General features: G+C 58.7%; 17 protein-coding genes. 9 read left to right on the top strand and 8 right to left on the bottom strand.

Annotated features, from left to right (window positions below; all coding sequences use genetic code 11):
* Positions 1-107 precede the first annotated feature (107 nt).
* Positions 108-1,457, bottom strand: coding sequence for an oxygen-independent coproporphyrinogen III oxidase (hemN, locus tag ACIQT8_RS02060; RefSeq protein WP_400962852.1), 1,350 nt, complete (start codon positions 1,455-1,457; stop codon positions 108-110).
* Positions 1,458-1,665: 208 nt separating this feature from the next.
* Here hemN and fnrN point away from each other — a divergent pair, with 208 nt between their 5' ends.
* Entirely contained in the window at positions 1,666-2,391 is a 726-nt protein-coding gene (fnrN, locus tag ACIQT8_RS02055; RefSeq protein WP_400962849.1) for a transcriptional regulator FnrN, read from the top strand.
* A 364-nt stretch (positions 2,392-2,755) separates the two neighbouring features.
* On the opposite strand, the gene ACIQT8_RS02050 is transcribed toward fnrN, so the two are convergent.
* Positions 2,756-3,112: a hypothetical protein gene (locus tag ACIQT8_RS02050; protein WP_246705213.1), complete on the bottom strand. Its 357-nt coding sequence runs from the start codon at positions 3,110-3,112 to the stop codon at positions 2,756-2,758.
* 195 nt (positions 3,113-3,307) lie between these two features.
* Between ACIQT8_RS02050 and ACIQT8_RS02045 the strand changes: the two genes are divergently transcribed.
* From ACIQT8_RS02045 to ACIQT8_RS02020, 6 genes are all read left to right on the top strand, one after another.
* Positions 3,308-5,164 (top strand): PHA/PHB synthase family protein, encoded by a 1,857-nt coding sequence (locus ACIQT8_RS02045; protein ID WP_400962846.1) that lies wholly within the window; start codon positions 3,308-3,310, stop codon positions 5,162-5,164.
* A gap of 56 nt (positions 5,165-5,220) precedes the next feature.
* Entirely contained in the window at positions 5,221-5,940 is a 720-nt protein-coding gene (gene sfsA, locus ACIQT8_RS02040) for a DNA/RNA nuclease SfsA (protein WP_400962843.1), read from the top strand.
* 31 nt (positions 5,941-5,971) lie between these two features.
* Positions 5,972-6,811 (top strand): type I methionyl aminopeptidase, encoded by an 840-nt coding sequence (gene map / locus ACIQT8_RS02035; RefSeq protein ID WP_262526067.1) that lies wholly within the window; start codon positions 5,972-5,974, stop codon positions 6,809-6,811.
* Positions 6,812-6,826: 15 nt separating this feature from the next.
* The gene (gene radC / locus ACIQT8_RS02030; RefSeq protein ID WP_400962840.1) at positions 6,827-7,663 is read left to right on the top strand and encodes a DNA repair protein RadC; all 837 of its coding nucleotides are present in this window, start codon (positions 6,827-6,829) and stop codon (positions 7,661-7,663) included.
* A 148-nt stretch (positions 7,664-7,811) separates the two neighbouring features.
* Positions 7,812-8,234, top strand: a complete 423-nt coding sequence (locus ACIQT8_RS02025; protein ID WP_138793119.1) for a TadE/TadG family type IV pilus assembly protein — start codon at positions 7,812-7,814, stop codon at positions 8,232-8,234.
* Between the two features lies 1 nt (position 8,235).
* Complete coding sequence (locus tag ACIQT8_RS02020) at positions 8,236-9,966, top strand: TadG family pilus assembly protein (RefSeq protein ID WP_400962837.1); 1,731 nt, start codon at positions 8,236-8,238, stop codon at positions 9,964-9,966.
* Between the two features lie 74 nt (positions 9,967-10,040).
* On the opposite strand, the gene ACIQT8_RS02015 is transcribed toward ACIQT8_RS02020, so the two are convergent.
* From ACIQT8_RS02015 to rpiA, 4 genes are all read right to left on the bottom strand, one after another.
* The gene (locus tag ACIQT8_RS02015) at positions 10,041-11,417 is read right to left on the bottom strand and encodes a class II 3-deoxy-7-phosphoheptulonate synthase (protein WP_400962834.1); all 1,377 of its coding nucleotides are present in this window, start codon (positions 11,415-11,417) and stop codon (positions 10,041-10,043) included.
* A gap of 236 nt (positions 11,418-11,653) precedes the next feature.
* The gene (gor, locus tag ACIQT8_RS02010) at positions 11,654-13,039 is read right to left on the bottom strand and encodes a glutathione-disulfide reductase (protein WP_400962831.1); all 1,386 of its coding nucleotides are present in this window, start codon (positions 13,037-13,039) and stop codon (positions 11,654-11,656) included.
* Positions 13,040-13,185: 146 nt separating this feature from the next.
* Positions 13,186-13,755 (bottom strand): DUF2059 domain-containing protein, encoded by a 570-nt coding sequence (locus ACIQT8_RS02005; RefSeq protein WP_138793123.1) that lies wholly within the window; start codon positions 13,753-13,755, stop codon positions 13,186-13,188.
* 16 nt (positions 13,756-13,771) lie between these two features.
* Positions 13,772-14,467 carry a ribose-5-phosphate isomerase RpiA gene (rpiA, locus tag ACIQT8_RS02000; RefSeq protein WP_400962827.1) on the bottom strand — a complete coding sequence of 232 codons (696 nt, stop codon included), beginning with the start codon at positions 14,465-14,467 and terminating at the stop codon, positions 13,772-13,774.
* 176 nt (positions 14,468-14,643) lie between these two features.
* Here rpiA and ACIQT8_RS01995 point away from each other — a divergent pair, with 176 nt between their 5' ends.
* Positions 14,644-15,333 (top strand): HAD family hydrolase, encoded by a 690-nt coding sequence (locus ACIQT8_RS01995; protein ID WP_400962824.1) that lies wholly within the window; start codon positions 14,644-14,646, stop codon positions 15,331-15,333.
* A 69-nt stretch (positions 15,334-15,402) separates the two neighbouring features.
* Here the strand turns inward: ACIQT8_RS01995 and ACIQT8_RS01990 are convergent, their stop codons facing one another.
* Positions 15,403-17,241, bottom strand: coding sequence for a murein L,D-transpeptidase (locus ACIQT8_RS01990; protein WP_400964342.1), 1,839 nt, complete (start codon positions 17,239-17,241; stop codon positions 15,403-15,405).
* A 469-nt stretch (positions 17,242-17,710) separates the two neighbouring features.
* Here ACIQT8_RS01990 and fumC point away from each other — a divergent pair, with 469 nt between their 5' ends.
* Positions 17,711-19,102, top strand: coding sequence for a class II fumarate hydratase (fumC, locus tag ACIQT8_RS01985; RefSeq protein WP_400962821.1), 1,392 nt, complete (start codon positions 17,711-17,713; stop codon positions 19,100-19,102).
* A gap of 763 nt (positions 19,103-19,865) precedes the next feature.
* Here fumC and ACIQT8_RS01980 read toward each other — a convergent pair.
* Entirely contained in the window at positions 19,866-21,503 is a 1,638-nt protein-coding gene (locus ACIQT8_RS01980; RefSeq protein ID WP_316961591.1) for a CTP synthase, read from the bottom strand.
* Positions 21,504-21,619: the final 116 nt, after the last annotated feature.

Raw genomic sequence — 21,619 nt, 5'->3', positions numbered from 1 at the left:
ATTGTCGTTGTATAAAATAATCTTGTCTGACGCTCCACATAGGCAAGTCGCGTCAAAAAGCCAATGGTTTCGTGACCTGACATTCAAATTTGGCGGGAAACTGTTGCTTAAACAGCAACCGAATGGCGCCCACGGCCATTGGAAAGATAGCTGTCGAAGGTTGCGGCAACTGTCCGGGCAAACGGCTTTCCGGCTTCGCTCAGGGCAAAAACGTCACCGTCGAGTGCCACAAGCCCATCCCTGTCGCCTGCGGCAAAAAGCTGCGCCTCAGCCATCACGGCATGGGCGGCCTTGCCGAAGGCACGCTTGAGCGCAGCCAGATCAAGACTGAAATCGCACATCAGTCGCTCGATGGCAAAAGCGCGCACGCGGTCGTCATCCGACAGCGCAATGCCCTTGACGGCACAAAGCCCACCCTCGCCCGCCATACGCTGATATTCCCCGGTTGCCACCATGTTCTGCACGTACCCCTGCGGCAGCTTGCCGATCGATGACGCACCAAGCCCGATCAGCGCATCGGCCGTATCCGTCGTGTATCCTTGGAAATTCCGCCGTAACCCGCCATCGATCATGGCCTTCGCCAGTGTGTCTTCCGGCTTGGCAAAATGATCGATGCCGATTGCCTGATATCCCGCCGCGCCCAACATCCCGGCCGCAAGCGACATCTGCCGATAACGCTCCTCGATACCGGGCAGCGCATCCTCCGGGATCAGCGACTGGTGTTTCTTCATCCACGGCACATGCGCGTAACCGAAAAGCGCAATGCGATCAGGGTCGAGCGAGACGATCTGCTCGACCGTTCGTTTCAGCGTGTCGAGCGTCTGATAAGGCAGCCCATAAAGAATGTCGCAATTGACTGAATTGACACCGCGCGCCCGCACCGCTTGCACCACCGACCGCGTCTGATCAAAACTCTGGATGCGATTGATGGTCGTTTGCACCTTCTCATCGAAATCCTGCACACCCAGGCTGGCGCGTGTCATGCCGATCGCGGCCAGCGCGTCATACCGCGCATCGTCCAGATCGTTGGGGTCCATCTCCACACTGATCTCCGGCTCGATACCGAATGTAAAATGCTCCTTCAGACACGCCATCAGATCTTTCATGTCTTCCGGCCTCAGCATGGTCGGCGAACCACCGCCAAAATGCACCGCGCTGACCACGGCATCGGGCGACACACGATCGCCGACAGCAGCAATCTCCCGTTTCAGTACTTCGACATAGGCGGCAATCGGCTCGTATTTCAGCGTGTGCTTGGTGTGGCAGGCGCAGAACCAGCACAGGCGATCGCAATAAGGAATGTGCAGATAGAGCGAAATCCGGTTCGTTCGGTCCAGCGCGCCAAGCCACCCGGCGTAAACGTCTGAATTGATTCCCTCATGGAAATGCGGGGCAGTCGGATAGCTCGTATAGCGCGGCACCGCGCCCGAATATTTCTTGAGGAGTTCGCCAGCCATGTCCAGTTTTGCCTTTTGTCAAGAAAATGTCGATTTCATTCCCCTGAGTAGCGGCTGCGACAGTTTGCAACTTTGACTTCAATCAAATAGCGACTTAAATTCCACGTGAATTCGTTGAGGGGCGGTGACGAAGATAAGCGGCCTGAAACGACGCGGTTTTGCCGGCATAGCTTGACGTTTGCGAAGCCCCCACTGGAATCATCGGCTCATGGATACGCTGCAGAAAACCATCCACAATTCGGACGTGCCCGTTGTCTGTCGGTCGTGTGAATCGCGCCACGGCGGCCTTTGCAGTGCGCTGACCCCGCGGCAGCTTTGCGAACTGAACCGACATTCCAGCCGCAAGAAACTGGACGCCGGAAACGAACTGCTTGGTCAGGGAGAACTGGTCACCTCTTACGGCAACATTCTGAACGGCGTCGTGAAGCTCTCGAAAATGCTGTCGGATGGACGCCAGCAGATCGTCGGACTGCAATTCGCACCCGATTTCCTCGGCCGTCCCTTCATGGCGGAAAGCCGCATGACGGCGGAGGCCGCGACCGATGTGGAAATTTGCATGTTCCCGCGCCGCGTGCTGGACCGCATGGCAACGGAAGTGCCCGGCATGGAGCGCAAGCTGCACGATCAGGCGCTGAAAGAACTGGATGAAGCACGCGACTGGATGCTGACACTCGGCCGCAAGTCGGCCCAGGAAAAGGTGGCCAGCTTCCTTTACCTGATTGCCACGCACATAGACCCCGAAAACGACGACAAATCCTGTTTCGATTTGCCGTTGTCACGCGCCGATATTGCTGATTTCCTTGGGCTTACCATCGAAACCGTCAGCCGCCAGATGACCAAGCTGCGCAAGGATGGCATCATCCGCATCGAAAACAACCGCCACATCACGGTTCCCGATCTGCGCGCCCTGAACGAAGCCGCAGGCAATGACTGACGATACGGTTTCAGACCGCTCGGTCGACTGTCCTCACCGACCATGCAGCGCATGCGTGCCGCCATAGATCAGCGGCGCACGTGCCTGTGCGGGATTGAGCGCAAAACCGGCAAGAACCAGCAGAGCGGCGATGCATTTCATGATATTTCACCCTGAATACCGCTTTTTCGGCGGCCTGTTTGTTATGGCCGCACCATAACCATCAAACCGCATCCATTCACTTAAGAACTTGGGTAAGCGGATCGTTGAGCGACAGGGTAAAGAAGATGTTGCGAGGGCGTAGCAATACGCCTGTCGACGCAGGTCTTCAGCCACCGGACATCATCCGGAGCACAGGCCGCCTCAAATAGCAGAAGCGTCGATTTTACTGCGAGGCTGGTGTCGGAACCGGTTTTTGATTTTCGGCAATCGCGCGCAGTTCGGCAACGCGGCGATTGTATTCGGCTTCCGAAATCTGGCCGTTGCGACGCGCCAGGCCGAGACGCGTCATGCTCGTCTCCATCTTGGCGGCTTCGTCATCGGTCATCTGGCTGCCTGCCGCCGTCATGGGCTGGCCGAAGGTCGGATAGGTGCCGGTGTCGCGCTTCTGACTGACGGCATCGCTGTTGACAGGCTGCGGACCGACAATTTCAGCTGTCGGGCGGCGCATATGTGCGGGCGCAACAATCGGCTCGGGCGCCTTGCAGGCGGCAAGCATCACGCCGGAAAGGGACAGAAGCATGATTCTCCCCGTATATTTCCCGTACTTGCCCATCTGCTTGCCCATCCGTATGTTCCGCCTCTAGGGATATCTGCCGATACCGTATCCGACTGTGAGGGCGCTTGACCGCCTCACCCTTGCTGGTGGAACTTGTATTCGTTTTCATGCAGAATGTGCAAACACAAAGATAACAAAAATGTGCAGGAGGACGGGTGCATGGCAGGCGTTGATGGCATGGGCGGAGACAAGGACGAAAAAGCGTCCGGCTTCGATGCCAGATCCGCCGAAGCATATGTGATCCGCGACCCCCAGGAATTTGCGATGAATATCGCCCGGGCGCTGGAAAACCTGGGCAAGGCGGCGTCCGAATGGCTGGCTCCGCGCGAACGTGGCGACATTCCGCAAAACAGCGCAAGCCCGATGACCGATCTGGTCAAAACACTCTCCGACGTTGCCGAATACTGGATGGCGGAGCCGAAGCGCTCTCTGGAAGCCCAGACCCACCTGCTCTCAAGCTATTACGATCTCTGGACGAAATCGGTCGCGCAGTTTTCCGGCGAGACACCGCCTGAGCCCGAAACGGCCGAACCCAGCAAGACCGGCCGCCGCAACCGGCGCTTTGCCGACGAAGACTGGCACGCCAATCCGTTTTTCGATTTCCTGTTGAAGACCTATCAGACCACTGTCGCCTTTGCCGACAAGATGGTCAATGAAGCCGAAGGGCTTGACGATCACACCCGCGAAAAAGCCCTGTTTTACATGCGGCAGATGACCGATGCGATTTCACCCGCCAACTTCGTGTTCACCAACCCGCAGGTGTTTCGCGAGACCGTGGCAACGAGCGGCGCCAATCTGGTCAAGGGCATGGCGCAACTGGCCGAAGATGTCGCCGCCGGCAATGGCCACCTGAAACTGCGACAGACCGACTACAGCAAGTTCGTCATCGGCCATAACATTGCCATAACCCCCGGCAAGGTCATTGCCCGCAGCGCTCTTTGCGAAATCATCCAGTACGTCCCCTCCACCGACAAAGCTCTCAAACGGCCACTCCTCATCATCCCGCCGTGGATCAACAAGTTCTATATCCTCGATCTCAACCCGCAGAAATCCTTCGTCAAATGGTGCCTTGAGCAAGGCCACAGCGTCTTCATGGTGTCTTGGATCAATCCGGATGCGCAACTCGCCGACAAGAACTGGGAAGATTATATCCGCGAAGGAATAGGCTTTGCGCTGGATGCCGTCGAAACCGCGACCGGCGAAAGCGAGGTCAACACTGTCGGTTACTGTGTCGGCGGCACCCTGCTCTCCTCCGCGCTGGCGCTCTACGCGCAGGAAGGTGACACCCGCATCCGTACCGCAACGCTTCTGGCGGCGCAGACGGATTTTACCCATGCTGGCGACCTCAAGGTGTTCATCGACGAAAACCAGCTTGCCGCACTCGACCAGCACATGAAGGCGGTCGGTTATCTCGACGGCTCGATCATGGCGACAGTCTTCAACATGCTGCGCGCCTCCGACCTGATCTGGCCCTATATGGTCGACAACTATCTGCGGGGCGCAGAGCCGCTGCCCTTCGACCTCCTGTACTGGAACTCCGATTCAACCCGGGTGACGGCGGCGAGCCATTCCTTCTACCTGCACAATTGCTACCTGAAGAACAATCTGGCCCGCGGCCTGATGAGCGTGGCTGGCAAGCGGATCAATCTCGGTGACGTGAAAATCCCGGTCTACGATCTGGCAACCCGCGAGGACCATATCGCACCCGCCAAGTCGGTTTTCACCGGTGCATCCCTGTTCGGCGGCCCTGTGGATTTCGTGCTTGGTGCCTCCGGCCACATCGCCGGTGTCGTGAACCCGCCAGAGCTTGAGAAATATCAATACTGGACAGGGCCGTCACCATCCGGAGACTTTGACGCCTGGCAGGCTGCGGCCACCGCGCACAAGGGCTCGTGGTGGGTGCACTGGCAAAGCTGGATCGAAGGCCACGACAACACAAGGGTCAAGGCAAGACCGCCCGGCGCCAATGACAGGCCGGTGCTCGCCGATGCGCCCGGCACCTATGTTCTGGCATGAACAGGCAGCATGCCGGGGCGCTTGCCATCCCTCACGTCGCGGTTCAATAAGTCGTCATGCAATTTTCCCCGCCCCTTACGCCCGCCACCCTGGTTGCCCGCTACAAGCGGTTTCTCTTCGATGCCATTCTCGAAGACGGAACCGCGATTACCGGCTCCTGCCCCAATACCGGTTCGATGCGCGGCCTGACGACGCCAGGATCGCGGATCTGGCTTTCCGAACACGACAGCCCGACCCGCAAGTACCGCCACATGCTCGAAATGGTCGAAGCCGACGGTACCGTGGTCGGCATCAACACCGGCATGCCGAACAAGCTGGCGGAAGAAGCAATCCTCAACGGTCGCATCGAACCGCTCACCGGTTATGCGACACTCAAACGCGAGCAGAAATACGGGCGCAATTCCCGCATCGATTTCCTGCTCTCAGGCCCCGGACGGCCCGACGCCTATGTCGAGGTCAAGAACGTGCACTTCATGCGCGAGCCGGGTCTGGCGGAATTTCCAGATACTGCGACCAAGCGCGGCGCAAAACATCTGGAAGAGTTGGGTGACGCGAAAGAAGCCGGTCACCGCGCGGTGATGCTCTATCTCATCCAGCGCGGCGATTGCGACCGGATGCGCATCTGCGAGGATCTGGACCCGGTCTATGCTCTGGCCTTCCGCCGCGCCATGCAGCGTGGTGTCGAGGCATATGCGGTCAAATGTGACGTTTCTCCGGCACAAATTGCAGTCAGCGCGGCGGTTAAGATGGACGAAGGCCACCTCGCTGTTTTATGAACGGAGATAAGAAAGAACAGAAAGCACTATCATGGTCACCTATATCGATGCAGCCTCTGCTCCCCTGAAGAATACCGGCGTCATCCGCCTCTATAACGCGGAAGACTTTGCCGGCATGCGCAAGGCGTGCCAGTTGACGGCGCGCTGCCTCGACGAGCTTGCGGCAATCGTCAAGCCCGGCGTGACGACCGATACCATAGACCGTTTCGTCTTCGAGTTCGGTGCCGATCACGGCGCCTTGCCCGCAACGCTGAACTATCGCGGTTATACCAAATCGGTCTGCACCTCGATCAACCATGTGGTCTGCCACGGCATACCGGATAACAAGCCGCTGCGTGAGGGCGATATCGTCAACATCGACGTGACCTATGTTGTGGATGGCTGGCACGGCGATTCGAGCCGCATGTACCCGGTCGGCCAGATCAAGCGCGCTGCAGAGCGCCTGCTGGAAGTGACGTATGAGTGCCTGATGCTCGGCATCGCCGCTGTGAAGCCCGGCGTCCGCACCGGCGCCATCGGCGCTGCCATTCAGGCCTATGCGGAAGCGGAACGTTGCTCCGTGGTGACGGATTTCTGTGGCCACGGCGTTGGCCGCCTGTTCCACGATACGCCGAACATTCTCCACTACGGCAAGGAAAGCGAAGGCCCGGAAATCCGCGAGGGCATGATCTTCACCATCGAGCCGATGATCAACCTCGGCAAACCGCATGTGAAGGTGCTCTCGGACGGCTGGACAGCGGTAACGCGCGACCGTTCGCTGTCGGCGCAGTACGAACATGCCGTTGGCGTCACCGCAACCGGCTGCGAAATCTTCACGCTGTCACCCGGCGGCTTCGACCGTCCCGGCCTGCCGCCCCTTCCCAAAGCTTGAGGCAACGACCGCTCGATGGCCAAACGCCCCGCCCCGCCTTCTGCCGATCTATTGACGACATCAGGCTCCGGGGCGGGCCAAAGCGGCCTTTTCGGGCAGGATGACGAACGTCATTTTTTCGCCGATCCACAACCGGCAGCCAGGAAGACGGCATCAACTGCGCCGAAACGGGAACCGGATGCGGCCCATTATCACGGCCATCGCGACCGATTGCGCACCCGCTACCGCGACGGCGGCGACGCCGCCCTGGCCGATTACGAACTGCTGGAACTGCTGCTGTTCCGGCTGATCCCCCGCAAGGACACCAAACCCATTGCCAAGGCGCTGATTGCCCGGTTTGGAACGCTGGGCGGCGTTTTCGGCGCACCGCCAACCTTGTTGCAGGAGGTCGATGGTGTCGGCGAAGCCGTCGCACTCGATCTCAAGCTCATCGGCTCCGTTTCGCAGCGCATGCTGAAAAGCGAAATCCGCAACAAGCAGGTTCTGGGCTCCTGGTCGTCCGTCATCGACTATTGCCATGCGGCGATGGCCTATGAATCGCGCGAACAGTTCCGCATTCTGTTTCTGGACAAAAGAAACGTCCTGATTGCCGATGAAATTCAGGGCCACGGCACGGTGGATCACACGCCGGTTTATCCGCGCGAGGTGGTGCGGCGGGCACTTGAACTGTCATCTACAGCCTTGATTTTAGTGCACAATCACCCGAGTGGAGACCCCACCCCTTCCCGCGCCGACATCGAGATGACGAAGACCATCATTGACACGGCCAAGCCTCTCGGCATCGCCGTTCACGACCACATCATCATCGGCCGGGATGGCCATGTCAGCTTCAAAGGCCTGCGCCTGATCTGACGATCTTTACTTGCAAGCTGCGGGAATTTTACTTGCGCCGCAACCTTTAAGGGTCGGAGCAAGGGAAAATTAACGTCTACAAATTAGCATTTCCGAAAATAATAATATCCGGCGTTCAAGAATAGCGCCAATAAAGCGGGAGTGTGCTATGCGTAAGGGGGTACGTTTATTCCGTGATCGGTCTGGCTCGTCGGCTGTCGAGTTCGCGATCGTCGCACCGATTTTCTTTCTCGTTCTGCTGACCATGATTGCCTACGGCATCTACCTGATGGCTGCCTATTCGGTTCAGCAGGTTGCAGCCGACGCCGCACGTACGGCCGTTGCCGGGCTGAACACCGCCGAGCGACAGAAGCTCGCCCGTGATTTCGTTGCCCAGAGCAACCTCAACTACGCCTTCATGAACAAGAACCATTTCACCATCAGCGTCGATGGCGACCCCAGCAATGCCAACCAGTTCACGGTGAAGGTCGAGTACGACGCCCGCGACCTGCCCATCTGGAGCCTCTACAGCTACACGCTGCCGGAACCGGTGATCCGGCGTTTCTCAACGATCCGGATCGGGGGAGTCTGACATGAAACATCCATCTTCGCTCCTCACCCGTCTGTTTCGGGACCGTTCAGGCAACATCGCCATCACTGCCGGCCTGACGGCGCCGCTGTTCATCGGCATTCTCGCGCTTGGCGTCGATTACGGTTACCTCACCCTGCAGAAACGGCAATTGCAGCAGACGGCAGACCTGGCCGCCATCTCCGCCGCCGGAACCACCAATCCCGAACAGGCCGTCCAGCAGTACTTCCAGCTCAATGGCATGAACCTTGGCGTCAAGACCGCTCAGGGCCTGCTGACGGAAAATGGCGTCGTCCCCTTCGACCCGCTGAAAGCCTTTGCCACCCGCAACGGTTACGCCGAAGTGGTGAAGGGTCACTATGAACCGGATGCGAGCCTCGCCGTCGGCAAGCGCTTCGTCGAAAATGCCCTGCCGACCAACGCGGTAAAGGTCAATATCGTCGAAAAAGGCCAGATCTTCTTCGCATCCGCCTTCACCACGCCACCGACGGTTTCGGCGGTTGGAACGGCATCGTCGCAAAGAATTGCCGCCTTTTCCGTTGGCTCGCGCCTGGCAAGCCTGAATGACGGCCTGCTGAACAGCCTGCTTGGCGGCCTGCTCGGCACCACCGTCTCGCTGAAACTGATGGACTACAAGGCGCTGGTCGATGCCGACGTTAACGCGCTTCACGTCATTGACGCACTGGCGCTCGACCTTGGCCTGACGGCTGGGACCTACAAGGATGTGCTGAAGACCGAAATCACCTACGGCAAGTTCCTGAACGTGCTGACCAAGACCACCGGCATTCAGCCAACTGTCGCCACCGTTTTGAAAACGCTCGAAAAAGCGGCGAACAAGACCAACGTCAAATTGCGCCTGGAGGAAATCCTCAATCTCGGGCCGCTGAGCGAACAGCTCATCGGAACCGGCGAGAACCTGAAGGTGACGGCAGGCGTCTTCGATCTCATCAACGCCGCAGCCGTCGCCGGCAATGGCGGCAACCAGATTGCGCTCGATGCCGGTGCGGTCGTTCCGGGCCTGGCCTCGGTCAAGATCACGCTGGCGATCGGCGAACCGCCGGTTGAAACCCCGCCCATGGCGGTTGGCGGTGCCGGCACGGTTGTTCGCACGGCCCAGACCCGCCTGTCGGTCAATGTCACCGTGGATGGACTTCAGGCAATTGCCGGCCTGAAGATCAATCTGCCGCTTTACGTGGAAGTCGCCAATGCCGAGGCGCGGCTGGCGGATCTGCGCTGCACCGGTGGTGGTCAGGGCACGGTCGATGTCGAAGTCGTTCCCGGTGTCGCCGAAATCGCTGTGGGCAATGTCGATGCCAGCGCCTTCAACAACTTCGGCAAGGACCCACGCGTCACCAAGGCAGCCCTGATCGACTCCGCCCTGCTCAGCGTCAATGGCATGGCCCACATCAATGCCGGCAACATGACCAAGACCAAGCTGACCTTCCAGCAGACGGATATCACCCAGGCGAAGATCAAGAGCGTCTCGACCAAGAACACAGTGACCTCTCTGGTCAGTTCACTGCTGACGAACCTCGATCTCGACATCAAGATCCTGTTCCTCAGCCTTGGTACCCCGACGCTGATCCAGCAGGCGCTTGCCAACACGCTGTCGCTGGTAACAGCCCCGGTGGATGCCCTGCTATACAACACGCTGCTGGTGCTGGGGGTCAAGATTGGCGAAGCCGATGTCCGTGTCACCGATGTTCGCTGCATGCAGCCCGCGCTGGTGCAATAACCCCTCCTCCACCGCCGAACAAAAAAGCCGCCGGATCATCTCCGGCGGCTTTTTTCATTCGATCTTGTCGGCGATCAGAAGTTGGCGATTGCCAGACGCTTCTCGTCGCGGCCGCTCTTCATGCGCTCCGACAGCAGGAACGCCAGTTCCAGAGCCTGATCGGCGTTGAGGCGCGGGTCGCAATGGGTGTGGTAACGATCTGACAGCGAGTCGGCCGTAACCGCGCGTGCACCGCCGGTGCATTCGGTCACGTCCTTGCCGGTCATCTCGATGTGGATGCCGCCCGGATGGGTGCCTTCCGCACGATGGATCTGGAAGAAGCTCTCGACCTCAGACAGGATGCGCTCGAAAGGACGCGTCTTGTAGTGGTTGAGCGTGATCGTGTTGCCGTGCATCGGGTCGCAGGACCAGACGACCTTATTGCCTTCCTTCTCGACAGCGCGAATGAGCTTCGGCAGGTTTTCGGCAACCTTGTCGTGGCCGAAACGGCAGATCAGCGTCAGGCGACCGGCTTCGTTCGTCGGGTTCAGCGCATCGATCAGCTCGATCAGGTTGTCGGGCTGCAGGGACGGGCCGCACTTCAGACCGATCGGGTTCTTGATGCCGCGGAAATATTCGACATGCGCGTGATCGAGCTGGCGCGTACGGTCGCCGATCCACAGCATGTGGCCGGACGTGGCGTACCAGTCACCGGAGGTGGAATCGATACGCGTCAGCGCCTCTTCGTAACCGAGAAGCAGCGCTTCATGGCTGGTGAAGAAATCCGTCTCGCGCAGGCTCGGATTGTTTTCAGCCGAAATACCGATGGCCTTCATGAAGTCCATGGTTTCGGAGATACGGTCCGCCAGCTTGCGGTAACGGTCTGCCTGCGGGCTGTCCTTGATGAAGCCGAGCATCCACTGATGCACGTTTTCGAGGTTGGCGTAGCCACCCATCGCGAAAGCGCGCAACAGGTTCAGCGTCGCGGCCGACTGGCGGTACGCGTCGAGCTGGCGCTCAGGGTTCGGAATGCGCGAACCTTCATTGAATTCGATGCCGTTGATGATGTCACCACGGTAGGACGGCAACTCGATGCCGTTCTGCGATTCAATGTTGGAAGAACGCGGCTTGGCGAACTGACCGGCAATACGGCCAACCTTGACGACAGGAAGCTGCGCGCCATAGGTCAGAACAACGGCCATCTGCAGGAACGCACGGAAGAAGTCGCGGATGTTGTCAGCGCCATGTTCCAGGAAGCTTTCAGCGCAGTCACCGCCCTGCAGCAGGAACGCATTGCCTTCGGCAACGTTGGCGAGCTGCTTTTTCAGGCGACGTGCTTCACCGGCAAAAACCAGCGGAGGATAGCTTGCAAGCTGGGCTTCCGTAGCAGCCAGAGCTGCTGCGTCAGGATATTCAGGAACCTGCTGGATTGGCTTGTGTCTCCAGCTACCGGGGGTCCAATTCTGTGCCATTGTTCTTCACCTGGTTTTCACGTCCGCTCCATCCCGGGCGGCGATCTCGAAAGTTGCGCGCTTATATCTCCAAGGATCGGCTTTGCATAGCCGATCCTTCTGTGCCCCCTGGGTTTCGGGGCGTTTTGGGCCTTCAAAGCGCAGAAAAACAAATCTAAACGATTTAAATTTCTGACCGGACCTGAAGGCGCAGGGCGCAAGGCCTGAACGCAGATGATATCACGCTTGCGCGCTGACTACACGCGCTCGCCGTTGACGACGCGATAGCTCGGCGAATACATCGTGACAAGCTCTTCCGCAGCCGTCGGATGAACGGCCATCGTGCGGTCGAAATCGTCCTTCGTGCAGCCGGCCTTCAATGTAATGCCGAGAAGCTGCGCCATCTCGCCAGCCTCATGGCCTAGGATATGCGCGCCGACAACCTCACGGTCCGCCGCATTGACGATCAGCTTCATGATCGTCTTTTCCGTGCGGCCGGAAAGCGTCGCCTTCATCGGCCTGAACTGGGCGCGGTAGACTTCAAGTTCAGGATACTTCGCACCGGCCTCTTCTTCGGACAGACCAACCGTGCCGATTTCCGGCTGCGAGAACACCGCCGTCGCGATCAGTTCATGATCGGGCTTGGTCGGGTTGTTCTTGTATTCGGTCTCGATGAAGCACATGGCCTCGTGGATCGCCACCGGCGTCAGTTGCACCCGGTCGGTGACATCGCCCAGCGCGAAGATGCTCGGCACGTTGGTACGCGAATAATCGTCGACGATGATCGCACCGCGCGCATCGAGCTTCACACCGGCATTCTCAAGGCCAAGGCCCTTGGTGTTCGGATCGCGGCCAAGCGCCAGCATGACCGTGTCGACCGCGAGCGTGCCGTTGTTCTTGGTGCGGGCGTTAAGACCGCCCTCGCCCTTCCTCACCTCTTCGATGACGTCGGTGAGCAGGATCTTGATGCCTTTGGCTTCCATGGCTTCGTGCAGACCACGGCGCATGTCGTGGTCGAAACGCGACAGGATTTCCTTGCCGCGATAGATCAGCGTCGTCTCGACGCCGAGACCATGGAAAATATTTGCGAATTCGACGGCAATGTAGCCACCGCCGGCAATCAGGATCGATTTCGGCAGCTCTTCCAGGTGGAACGCCTCATTGGACGAGATCGTCAGTTCATGACCCGGCAGCGCCTTGTGCTCGTTCGGCGTGCCTCCGACGGCAATGACGATGCGCTCGGCCGTGAAGGTCTGACCAGTCTTCACCAGCTTGACGGTATTCGCGTCGACCAGTTCGGCACGGCTGTCGAAAATATCCGCCTTGGCGTTATCCAGTCCTTTGCGGTACAGGCCCTCAAGGCGGGTGATTTCCTTGTCCTTTGCCTCGATCAGCTTCTTCCAGTCGAAGCTGCTTTTGCCGACAGTCCAGCCAAAGCCTTCCGCATCCTCGAAATGTTCCGGGAACTGCGAGGCATAGACAAACAGCTTCTTCGGCACGCAGCCGCGAATGACGCAGGTTCCGCCGTACCGGTATTCCTCGGCGATTGCGACGCGCTTGCCGAGAGAGGCAGCCACGCGGGCGCTGCGCACACCGCCGGAACCGCCACCGATGACGAAAAGGTCATAATCATAAGCTGTCATAGTCAAAACCCCTGCTCAAAATCACTGGCCGGCCGCCTGAAGATGGCAGCGGCGCATTCGTGGCACATATAGGTGCTGCGACGCACAAATGAAAAGCCCGGTCTTGCGACCGGGCTTTGAAAATTTCTGAACGAAACGTCAGCCGATTATGGCTTCGGTGCAGCCGGTGCGCCGCCCGTTGCGTTCTGGTCTGCCGGAAGCGGAGCCAGATCGGCGCCGGCAACCTTCTGCAGTTCAGCCATGCTGGACGTGTTGAGGTCGCGGTTGATGCCTGCAGCCCAGATATCGGCAGCCTTCATCAGTTCGCGCGTAGCGATCGGGCCGTCCTTCAGGAGCTTCTTGCCGGCTTCGCTGCCGTAGAATGCAGAAATGGCCTTCAGTTCGTCGATGGTGAAGGCGCGCGCATAGGTCAGCGCAGCTTCACGCTCGAGGTCGGCACGGCGCGGTGCAAGCTCGAGAGCCTTGGCATCGACGGTCGCGCTGATGGCATCCTGCACGTTCGGCGAAGCCTGGATGAGCTCGCCCTTCAGGCGCTCTGCCAGACCCGGAAGGATGGCGTCGAAACGATCGGTAACGCCGAGAGAGGCGATTGCCTGCCGTGCGGCAGCGACATGCTCTTCCGAAATTTCCTGAGCCCGTACGGCCGTGCCGAATACGATGCCGGAAATGAGGATCGAAGCAGCGGCAGCTTTGCCCAGTCCCGCTAGTTTGACCATGAAAATCTCGCTCCTGTTATACTGCCTGCATCACGCGGGCGCCGTCCGGGCCTGCAATGATGGCAAGCGATGCCAAATTTATGAAAAGTCCGTGCTCGACGACACCGGGAATCGTGTTCAGCTCGCGTGCAAGCGCTTCTGCATCAGGAATACGGCCAAAAGATGCGTCGAAAATAAGGTGTCCGCCGTCCGTGGTGAAAGCGCTGTCTCCCATGGTGCGGGTGGTCAATTCACCGGTCAGACCGAGACGCGACGCCAGTTTTTCAATGGCGATGCGTGTCGAAACCTGCCCGAAAGGGTTGACCTCGATGGGCAGCGGAAAAGCGCCCAGCGTCTCCACGACCTTGGTCTGGTCGGCAATGACGATCACGCGCTCGGAAGCCGCAGCCACGATCTTTTCGCGCAAAAGTGCGCCGCCGCCGCCCTTGACCAGCCGCAGGGCATGGTCAACTTCGTCTGCGCCATCAATGGTCAGATCGAGTTCCGGCAACTCGTCGAGAGATTTGAGCGGCACGCCGAGTTCGACGCAGAGCCGCGCAGTTCTTTCAGAGGTCGGTACGCCCTGCACTTTCAGGCCACCCGCAACCTTTTCAGCCAGAAGTCGCACGAATTCCTCAGCCGTCGAACCTGTACCGATACCGAGACGCATGCCGTCTTCCACATGGGACAACGCGGCCTCGGCGGCCTTGATCTTCATCTGGCGGGCATCCATGTGCCTGAAACTCCGGTCTCTTGATCGTCGCCGTGCTGTTTACACGGGTCGCAGGCCAAACGAAAGCCTTTTTGCGCAGAAGAAACAGAACACTTGCCCGCGATTGCAAAGACGGCGGGGATTGCCTACGGTTTGCAGCAACACCACACCAGCACGACACCGAAAGAGGCGATCTCTTGACTTCCCCGCTTGCCATCTTCGATCTCGACGGCACATTGGTCGACACTGCAACCGACCTCGTCTCGAGCCTGAACTACACCATTGCCGCCGCAGGCCTTGCCCCTGTGACCTATAACGACCTGACCCATCTTGTCGGCCAGGGTGCGCGCGTCATGATCAAACGCGCCTTTGCTCTGCGTGAAACGCCGCTGTCGGAAGACGAGGTCGAGCCGCTCTACGAGCGTTTCATCGCCCATTACAAACATGAAATGCCTGGCGAAAGCCGCCCCTATCCCGGCATCGTCGAAACGCTGGAAAGCCTTGCCGCAGCGGGCATCACACTTGCCGTCTGCACCAACAAGACCGAAGTTCTGGCGCTTCCGCTGCTCGAAAAGCTCGACCTGACGAAATATTTCGCGGCGATTACCTGCGGCGATACCTTCGAGTACCGCAAACCCGATCCACGCCATATTCTCGGAACCATCGCCAAGGCCGGCGGCGACCCGCTGCGCTCCGTCATGGTGGGCGACAGCATCAACGATATTCTGGCGGCCAGAAACGCCGAAGTGCCGTCGATTGGCGTCACCTTCGGATACACGGATGTGCCGATGTCGGAACTCGACCCGACCGTCATCATCGATGACTACAAGACGCTGACACCGGCCCTGTTCAACAAGCTGATTACCGGCCGCGTCGCCGCAGCCTGACCATCGGCTGCACCACAAACGAAAAAAGCGCCGTCTCCGGCGCTTTTTTTATGTCTTGTCAGATCGATATCAGACCGACGAGCCACGGGCCTTCGTGGTGATGGCAAACGCCTTCTGCACGTAGCTGTCGCGATCGTAGACGTCGTTGAAATATTCGATCTTGCCGTCCTTGTTAGGCCATGCCGTGAAATAGGACACGTAGACCGGGATCTTCTGTGGCACCTGAACGGCGCGGTTCTTGCCGGAAGCGATCTGCTCGCCGACCTTATCGACACTGGTGCCGAGAACGGCCGCAGCCATGCGGCGCGGATCGACCAGACGAATACAGCCGTGGCTGAGAGCGCGCATGTCACGGTTGAAGAAGCTCTTGGCCGGCGTGTCGTGCATGTAGATCGCATGCGCGTTGGGGAAGAGGATTTTCAGATCGCCCAGCGCGTTGTCACTGCTCGGTGGCTGACGCACGGAAATGGCGTTCGTGGAGCCGTACCAGTTGACGCTGCTGGAAGACACGGCCCGGCCACCGACCTGGACCTCGTAACCCAGACGGTCGAGGTAGGACGGATCGCGGCGCAGTTTCGGCAGCATTTCATTGACGATGATCGACTGCGGAACGCCCCAGTAGGGGTTGAATTCCACCGTCTGGATTTCATCTTGGAAGAAATAGGTCTGGTTGGCCTTGGAGCCGACGACCACCTTCATGCCGAACTCTTCCTGGCCATCGTTGTGATAGTAGGCCATGAAGGCAGGCTGGTTGATGAAGACGTAACGCTGGCCAAGGTCAGCCGGAAGCCAGCGAACCTGCTCCATTGCCACTTCAACCTTGGCAATGCGCGCATCGTTGGTTTCGCCAACCATGGCACGAACCGTCGCCGGACCGATGACACCATCGGCCTTGAGACCCTGCGCGCTCTGGAATGCCTTCACCAGATCGACCAGTTCCGGCGAATAGTCCGTCGTCTGCTGGTAACCGGAGATGACGGCCGCATGCTCGGTCTTGAACGACGCCGAAGCCCGGTGCTCGATGGCCTTGACCACATTCGCCAGTTCAGCGCTGCTGTTGCCTGGCTTGAGGACCAGATCGGCAGGAACGGAAACGACATGCGCCGGATCGGTCTCGGCGCGCAGCGTCGCAAGTTCGGCCTTCAGCGCCTGATATTCGACACTCGACGGCTCGCGGCTGCGCAGATAGGCGCCAACATCGGGGCTGAGCGAAGCAAGCTTCAGCACCGGTGCAAGGTTGACAGTCTTGCGCTTGAAATCATGATAGCCCGACAGACGGTTCGGATCGACGCGGCCACGATTGGTGTCCTGCACGTAAGCCAGAACCTTCGCGGACAATGTCAGCTCAAACTGCATCAGGGCGCGCTGATAGGCGTCCGACGCCGATGTGGAAGCGTCAGCCTGCGGTGCGGCGGCAGTGTCGCTGATGCTGGCAGTGACGTCCTTTGCCGGTGCGGAGACGGAATAGTCGGCCGGATCAAGGCCGCTGGCACCGACGGTCTCAAGGAACGCCATTGCCGCATTGGCGCGATCTGTCAACGCACCTTCTGAGACCCAGAGCTGCTTGCCGCCGGCGCCGTAATAGGTTTCCAGCGCCTTGGCTATCTCGGGCGTGGCGCTGAACTTGACGCCTGCCAGACCATCCGCAAACTTGCTGGTATCGACAGCACGCGTCGCGTCGGCCTTGTAGGTGTAATAACGCGGACCGGAGACGCGCGGCAGAGGCTCGGGATCGGAAGCATCGGCGCTGAGAGATCCGGACGAAGGAGACGTGACGATGCCCGCAGGTGGCATCTCGCCGCGATCACGCGCAACCTTGCCCGGACCACCGCGCAGCAGATCCATCAACGTGATTGCGTCCGCAGTGCCAGGCACGGCCGTGGAGAAGGAAAGACCGAGAGCCAGCATCACTGCTGCTGATGTTTTTCCAGATGTGACTTGCAATTTGATCCTCGTAGCACCCGGCATGTCTATCCGAAGACATGCGTCAGTTTCATGCTTTGTCTAGCCGATCGGCGGCCTGTTGAAAAGAAAACGCGCGAAGCACAAACCTGCCGCGGAATGAACTTCATGTTACAGCCGAAACCATAAAAGCGTAATTTCCAGAATTGGTCAGAACGGTTAAATTTTCATTTATTTCATTAACTTTACGACAGGACTTTGAAGATCGGCAAAGCCTGTCGGGATGGCTTTTTTACGTCTGAGGACCGCGTAGTAAAAATGCCACGTTCCCTGCTTTTTCGCAAAGTCGGGAAATATCTGCCGCAGCTCCACGCCAACGCTTTCATTGGCGGCACGATGATTCTATATATCGGCGCGCGCGAAGCGGGCCGAGGCGCCGTTTTGGCGGAGGAAAACGAATATAAAGGCAAGATTGATGACAGCCACACGCACGGAAACCGATACATTTGGCCCTATTGAGGTTCAGGCCGACCGCTACTGGGGCGCGCAGGCGCAGCGCTCGCTCGGCAACTTCAAGATCGGCTGGGAAAAACAGCCTGCTTCCGTCGTGCGTGCACTCGGCATCGTCAAGCAGGCCGCTGCCCGCGCCAACATGGCGCTCGCCGGCCTCGACCCGAAAGTCGGCGACGCCATCATTCAGGCTGCACAGGAAGTCATCGACGGCAAGCTGACCGAGCACTTCCCGCTGGTCGTCTGGCAGACGGGTTCGGGCACACAGTCCAACATGAACGCCAACGAGGTCATCTCCAACCGTGCGATTGAAATCCTCGGCGGCGAAATGGGCACCAAGAAGCCCGTTCACCCGAACGACCACGTCAACATGAGCCAGTCGTCGAACGACACCTACCCGACCGCGATGCACATCGCCTGCGTCGAGCAGATCGTTCACCACCTGCTGCCGGGCCTCAAGCACCTGCACGCGGCGCTCGAAGCCAAGGTCAAGCAGTTCGAACACATCATCAAGATCGGCCGCACCCACACGCAGGATGCAACGCCGCTGACACTCGGCCAGGAATTCTCCGGCTACGCAGCCCAGGTTGCTTCCGCGATCGCCAACATCGAAACCACCCTGCCCGCGCTTTCCAAGCTGGCACAGGGCGGCACGGCTGTCGGCACGGGCCTCAACGCACCGATCGGCTTTGCCGAAAAGGTTGCAGACGAGATTTCCAAGATCACCGGCCTGCCGTTCGTGACCGCGCCGAACAAGTTCGAAGCACTTGCTTCGCACGATTCCATGGTCTTCTCGCACGGCGCCATCAATGCTGCCGCAGCCGCTCTCTTCAAGATCGCCAACGACATCCGCTTCCTCGGCTCCGGTCCGCGCGCCGGTCTTGGTGAACTGTCGCTGCCTGAGAACGAGCCTGGCTCGTCGATCATGCCTGGCAAGGTCAACCCGACCCAGTCCGAGGCACTGACACAGGTTTGCGCCCACATCTTCGGCAACAACGCAGCTCTTTCCTTCGCTGGCTCGCAGGGCCACTTCGAGCTAAACGTCTACAACCCGATGATGGCGTACAACTTCCTCCAGTCGGTCCAGCTTCTCGGCGACGCCGCCGTCTCCTTCACCGACAACTGCGTTGTCGGCATCGAAGCCCGCGAAGACAACATCAAAAAGGGCGTTGAGAACTCCCTGATGCTCGTCACGGCGCTGAACAGCAAGCTCGGCTACGACATCTGCGCCAAGATCGCCAAGACCGCACACAAGAACGGCACAACGCTGCGCGACGAAGCCGTCGGCGGCGGTTACCTCACCAACGATGAATTCGACCAGTACGTTCGCCCGGAAAACATGATCGGCCCGAAATAAGCCGATCGCGATTTTCACTGACAGTCAGGAACGGGCCTTCGGGCCCGTTTTTTTGTTGGGTGGATCAGAGGGTGGGGTCAGGCGATCGAATATTCACTTCGGAGACTGAGTGACGGCACGACTCTTTAGTCGCTGATCTTCAATTGCAGGTATTGAAAAATGGGCTTCGATGGTAGCGATGGTAAAATCGAGCCTCAATAAAACTTCAATCTTATCGGGGGATTAGCAGTGAGAAATACGGGGATCATCCTGACTGTCGTCACGACCTTGGCATCGTGTACCACAATCGCAAATTCACCCTACAACACCCCGGAGCTCCGCCGCGTCATGTCAGCTGGGAGTGCAATGGGGAAATGCTTGGAGCGATCTGCAAAATTGTATAGCGCCTCAACTAAAGATCCGCAAAAAGTCGCCTCAATGCTCGACAATTCATGCTTGATGGAACGGAAGGCAATGTCGGAAGCCAAGCTCGCGGCGGGTATACCGATAAGTTACTTCGATTATGGAAAAGGGCGACATGAAGTCTCATTATATTGGGCACGCCAGTTCCTGTAGATTTAAGGAGGCGCTCAGCAGTCCTCAACCTCCGCATCGAAAGCCATAGTCAAACTCATGACGGAAATCTCCGAGCGGTTGACGACACTGTTGGGCGTTCGAAAAAAATTCGCGCCGAAGACAGTTACCGGATGACGTTCGGAATGACGGAAGGGAAACATACAATTCCCCAAACAAAAAGGGCCGCTTTCGCGGCCCTTTCGAATTCTTAAACCAGACGGCTCTGCTCGAGCGCCGCTTCAACGAAGCTGGCGAACAGAGGGTGTGGATCAAGCGGACGGCTCTTCAGTTCCGGGTGGTACTGAACGCCGATGAACCACGGATGGTCAGGGTATTCCACCGTCTCGGGCAGAACGCCGTCCGGTGACATGCCCGAGAACACCAGGCCGCAGTTTTCCAGGCGATCCTTGTAGTCCACGTTCACTTCGTAACGGTGGCGGTGACGCTCGGAAATATCGGTTGAACCGTAGATTTCGGCAATCTTGGTGTCTTTCTTGAGCGATGCCTTGTACGCGCCAAGACGCATCGTGCCGCCGAGATCACCCTTCGCGTTGCGCTTCTCCAGCTCGTTGCCCTTCACCCATTCGGTCATCAGACCGACGACCGGCTCCTGCGTCGGACCGAATTCGGTCGACGAGGCTTTTTCGATACCGGCGAGATGACGGGCTGCTTCGACGACTGCCATCTGCATGCCGAAGCAGATGCCGAAGTAAGGCACCTTGCGCTCACGGGCGAACTGCGCCGCCATGATCTTGCCTTCGGACCCGCGCTCGCCGAAACCACCGGGAACGAGGATCGCATTGACCTTTTCCAGATAAGGCGCCGGATCTTCCTTTTCGAATACTTCCGATTCGATCCACTCAAGCTTGACCTTGACGCGGTTGGCGATGCCACCGTGATGCAGCGCTTCGATCAGCGACTTATAGGCATCCTTAAGACCGGTATATTTGCCGACGATGGCAATGGTCACTTCGCCTTCCGGCGTATGGATGCGGTCGCAAACCTCTTCCCACTGCTCCAGACGCGGCTTCGGTGCAGGCTCGATGCCGAACGCTGCCAGAACCTCGTTGTCGAGACCTTCCTTGTGGTAGGCCATCGGCACGTCGTAGATGTTGGCAACGTCGAGCGCCTGGATAACGGCCGATTCGCGCACGTTGCAGAACAACGAAAGCTTACGGCGTTCCGCTTCCGGGATTTCCCGGTCTGCACGCACCAGAAGAATGTCAGGGTGAATACCGAGTGCCTGCAGTTCCTTGACAGAGTGCTGGGTCGGCTTGGTCTTCAGCTCGCCTGCGGCCGGAATGTACGGCATCAGGGTCAGGTGAAGATAGATCGCCGTGCCGCGTGGCAGGTCGTTACCGAGCTGACGGATCGCCTCCATGAACGGCATCGCTTCGATGTCACCCACGGTACCGCCGATTTCGCAGATGACGAAGTCGTAGTCGTCATTGCCCTCGATCACGAAATCCTTGATTTCGTTGGTCACGTGCGGGATCACCTGAACGGTCGCGCCGAGATAGTCGCCGCGGCGTTCCTTGTCGATGATGTTCTTGTAGATGCGGCCAGTGGTGATGTTGTCGGTCTTGGTCGCCGAACGCCCTGTAAAGCGTTCATAATGGCCAAGATCGAGGTCCGTCTCGGCACCGTCATCCGTCACAAACACTTCACCGTGCTGTGTCGGGCTCATTGTGCCGGGATCGACGTTCAAATAGGGGTCGAGTTTACGAAGTCGCACCCGATAACCACGGGACTGCAACAACGCTCCGAGTGCTGCGGCCGCAATGCCCTTTCCAAGAGAGGAGACCACGCCGCCTGTGATGAATACATATCGCGCCATGGGATTCACCGGATACCTTTTTACCTTTGATTCCGCCAGCCCAAAATTCATGCTTTTGCAAATTCGCTGTTGACGAACGTGCAGTTCCACTGGCCGGAATGCGAACAAAAGAAAACCGGCAGGCT

Origin of the sequence: Agrobacterium sp. NPDC090273, assembly GCF_044772305.1 — a bacterium.
In the GTDB taxonomy this organism is placed as follows: domain Bacteria; phylum Pseudomonadota; class Alphaproteobacteria; order Rhizobiales; family Rhizobiaceae; genus Agrobacterium.
Note: the sequence above shows the minus strand (reverse complement) of the source record. Positions and strands in the feature narration are given on the sequence as shown.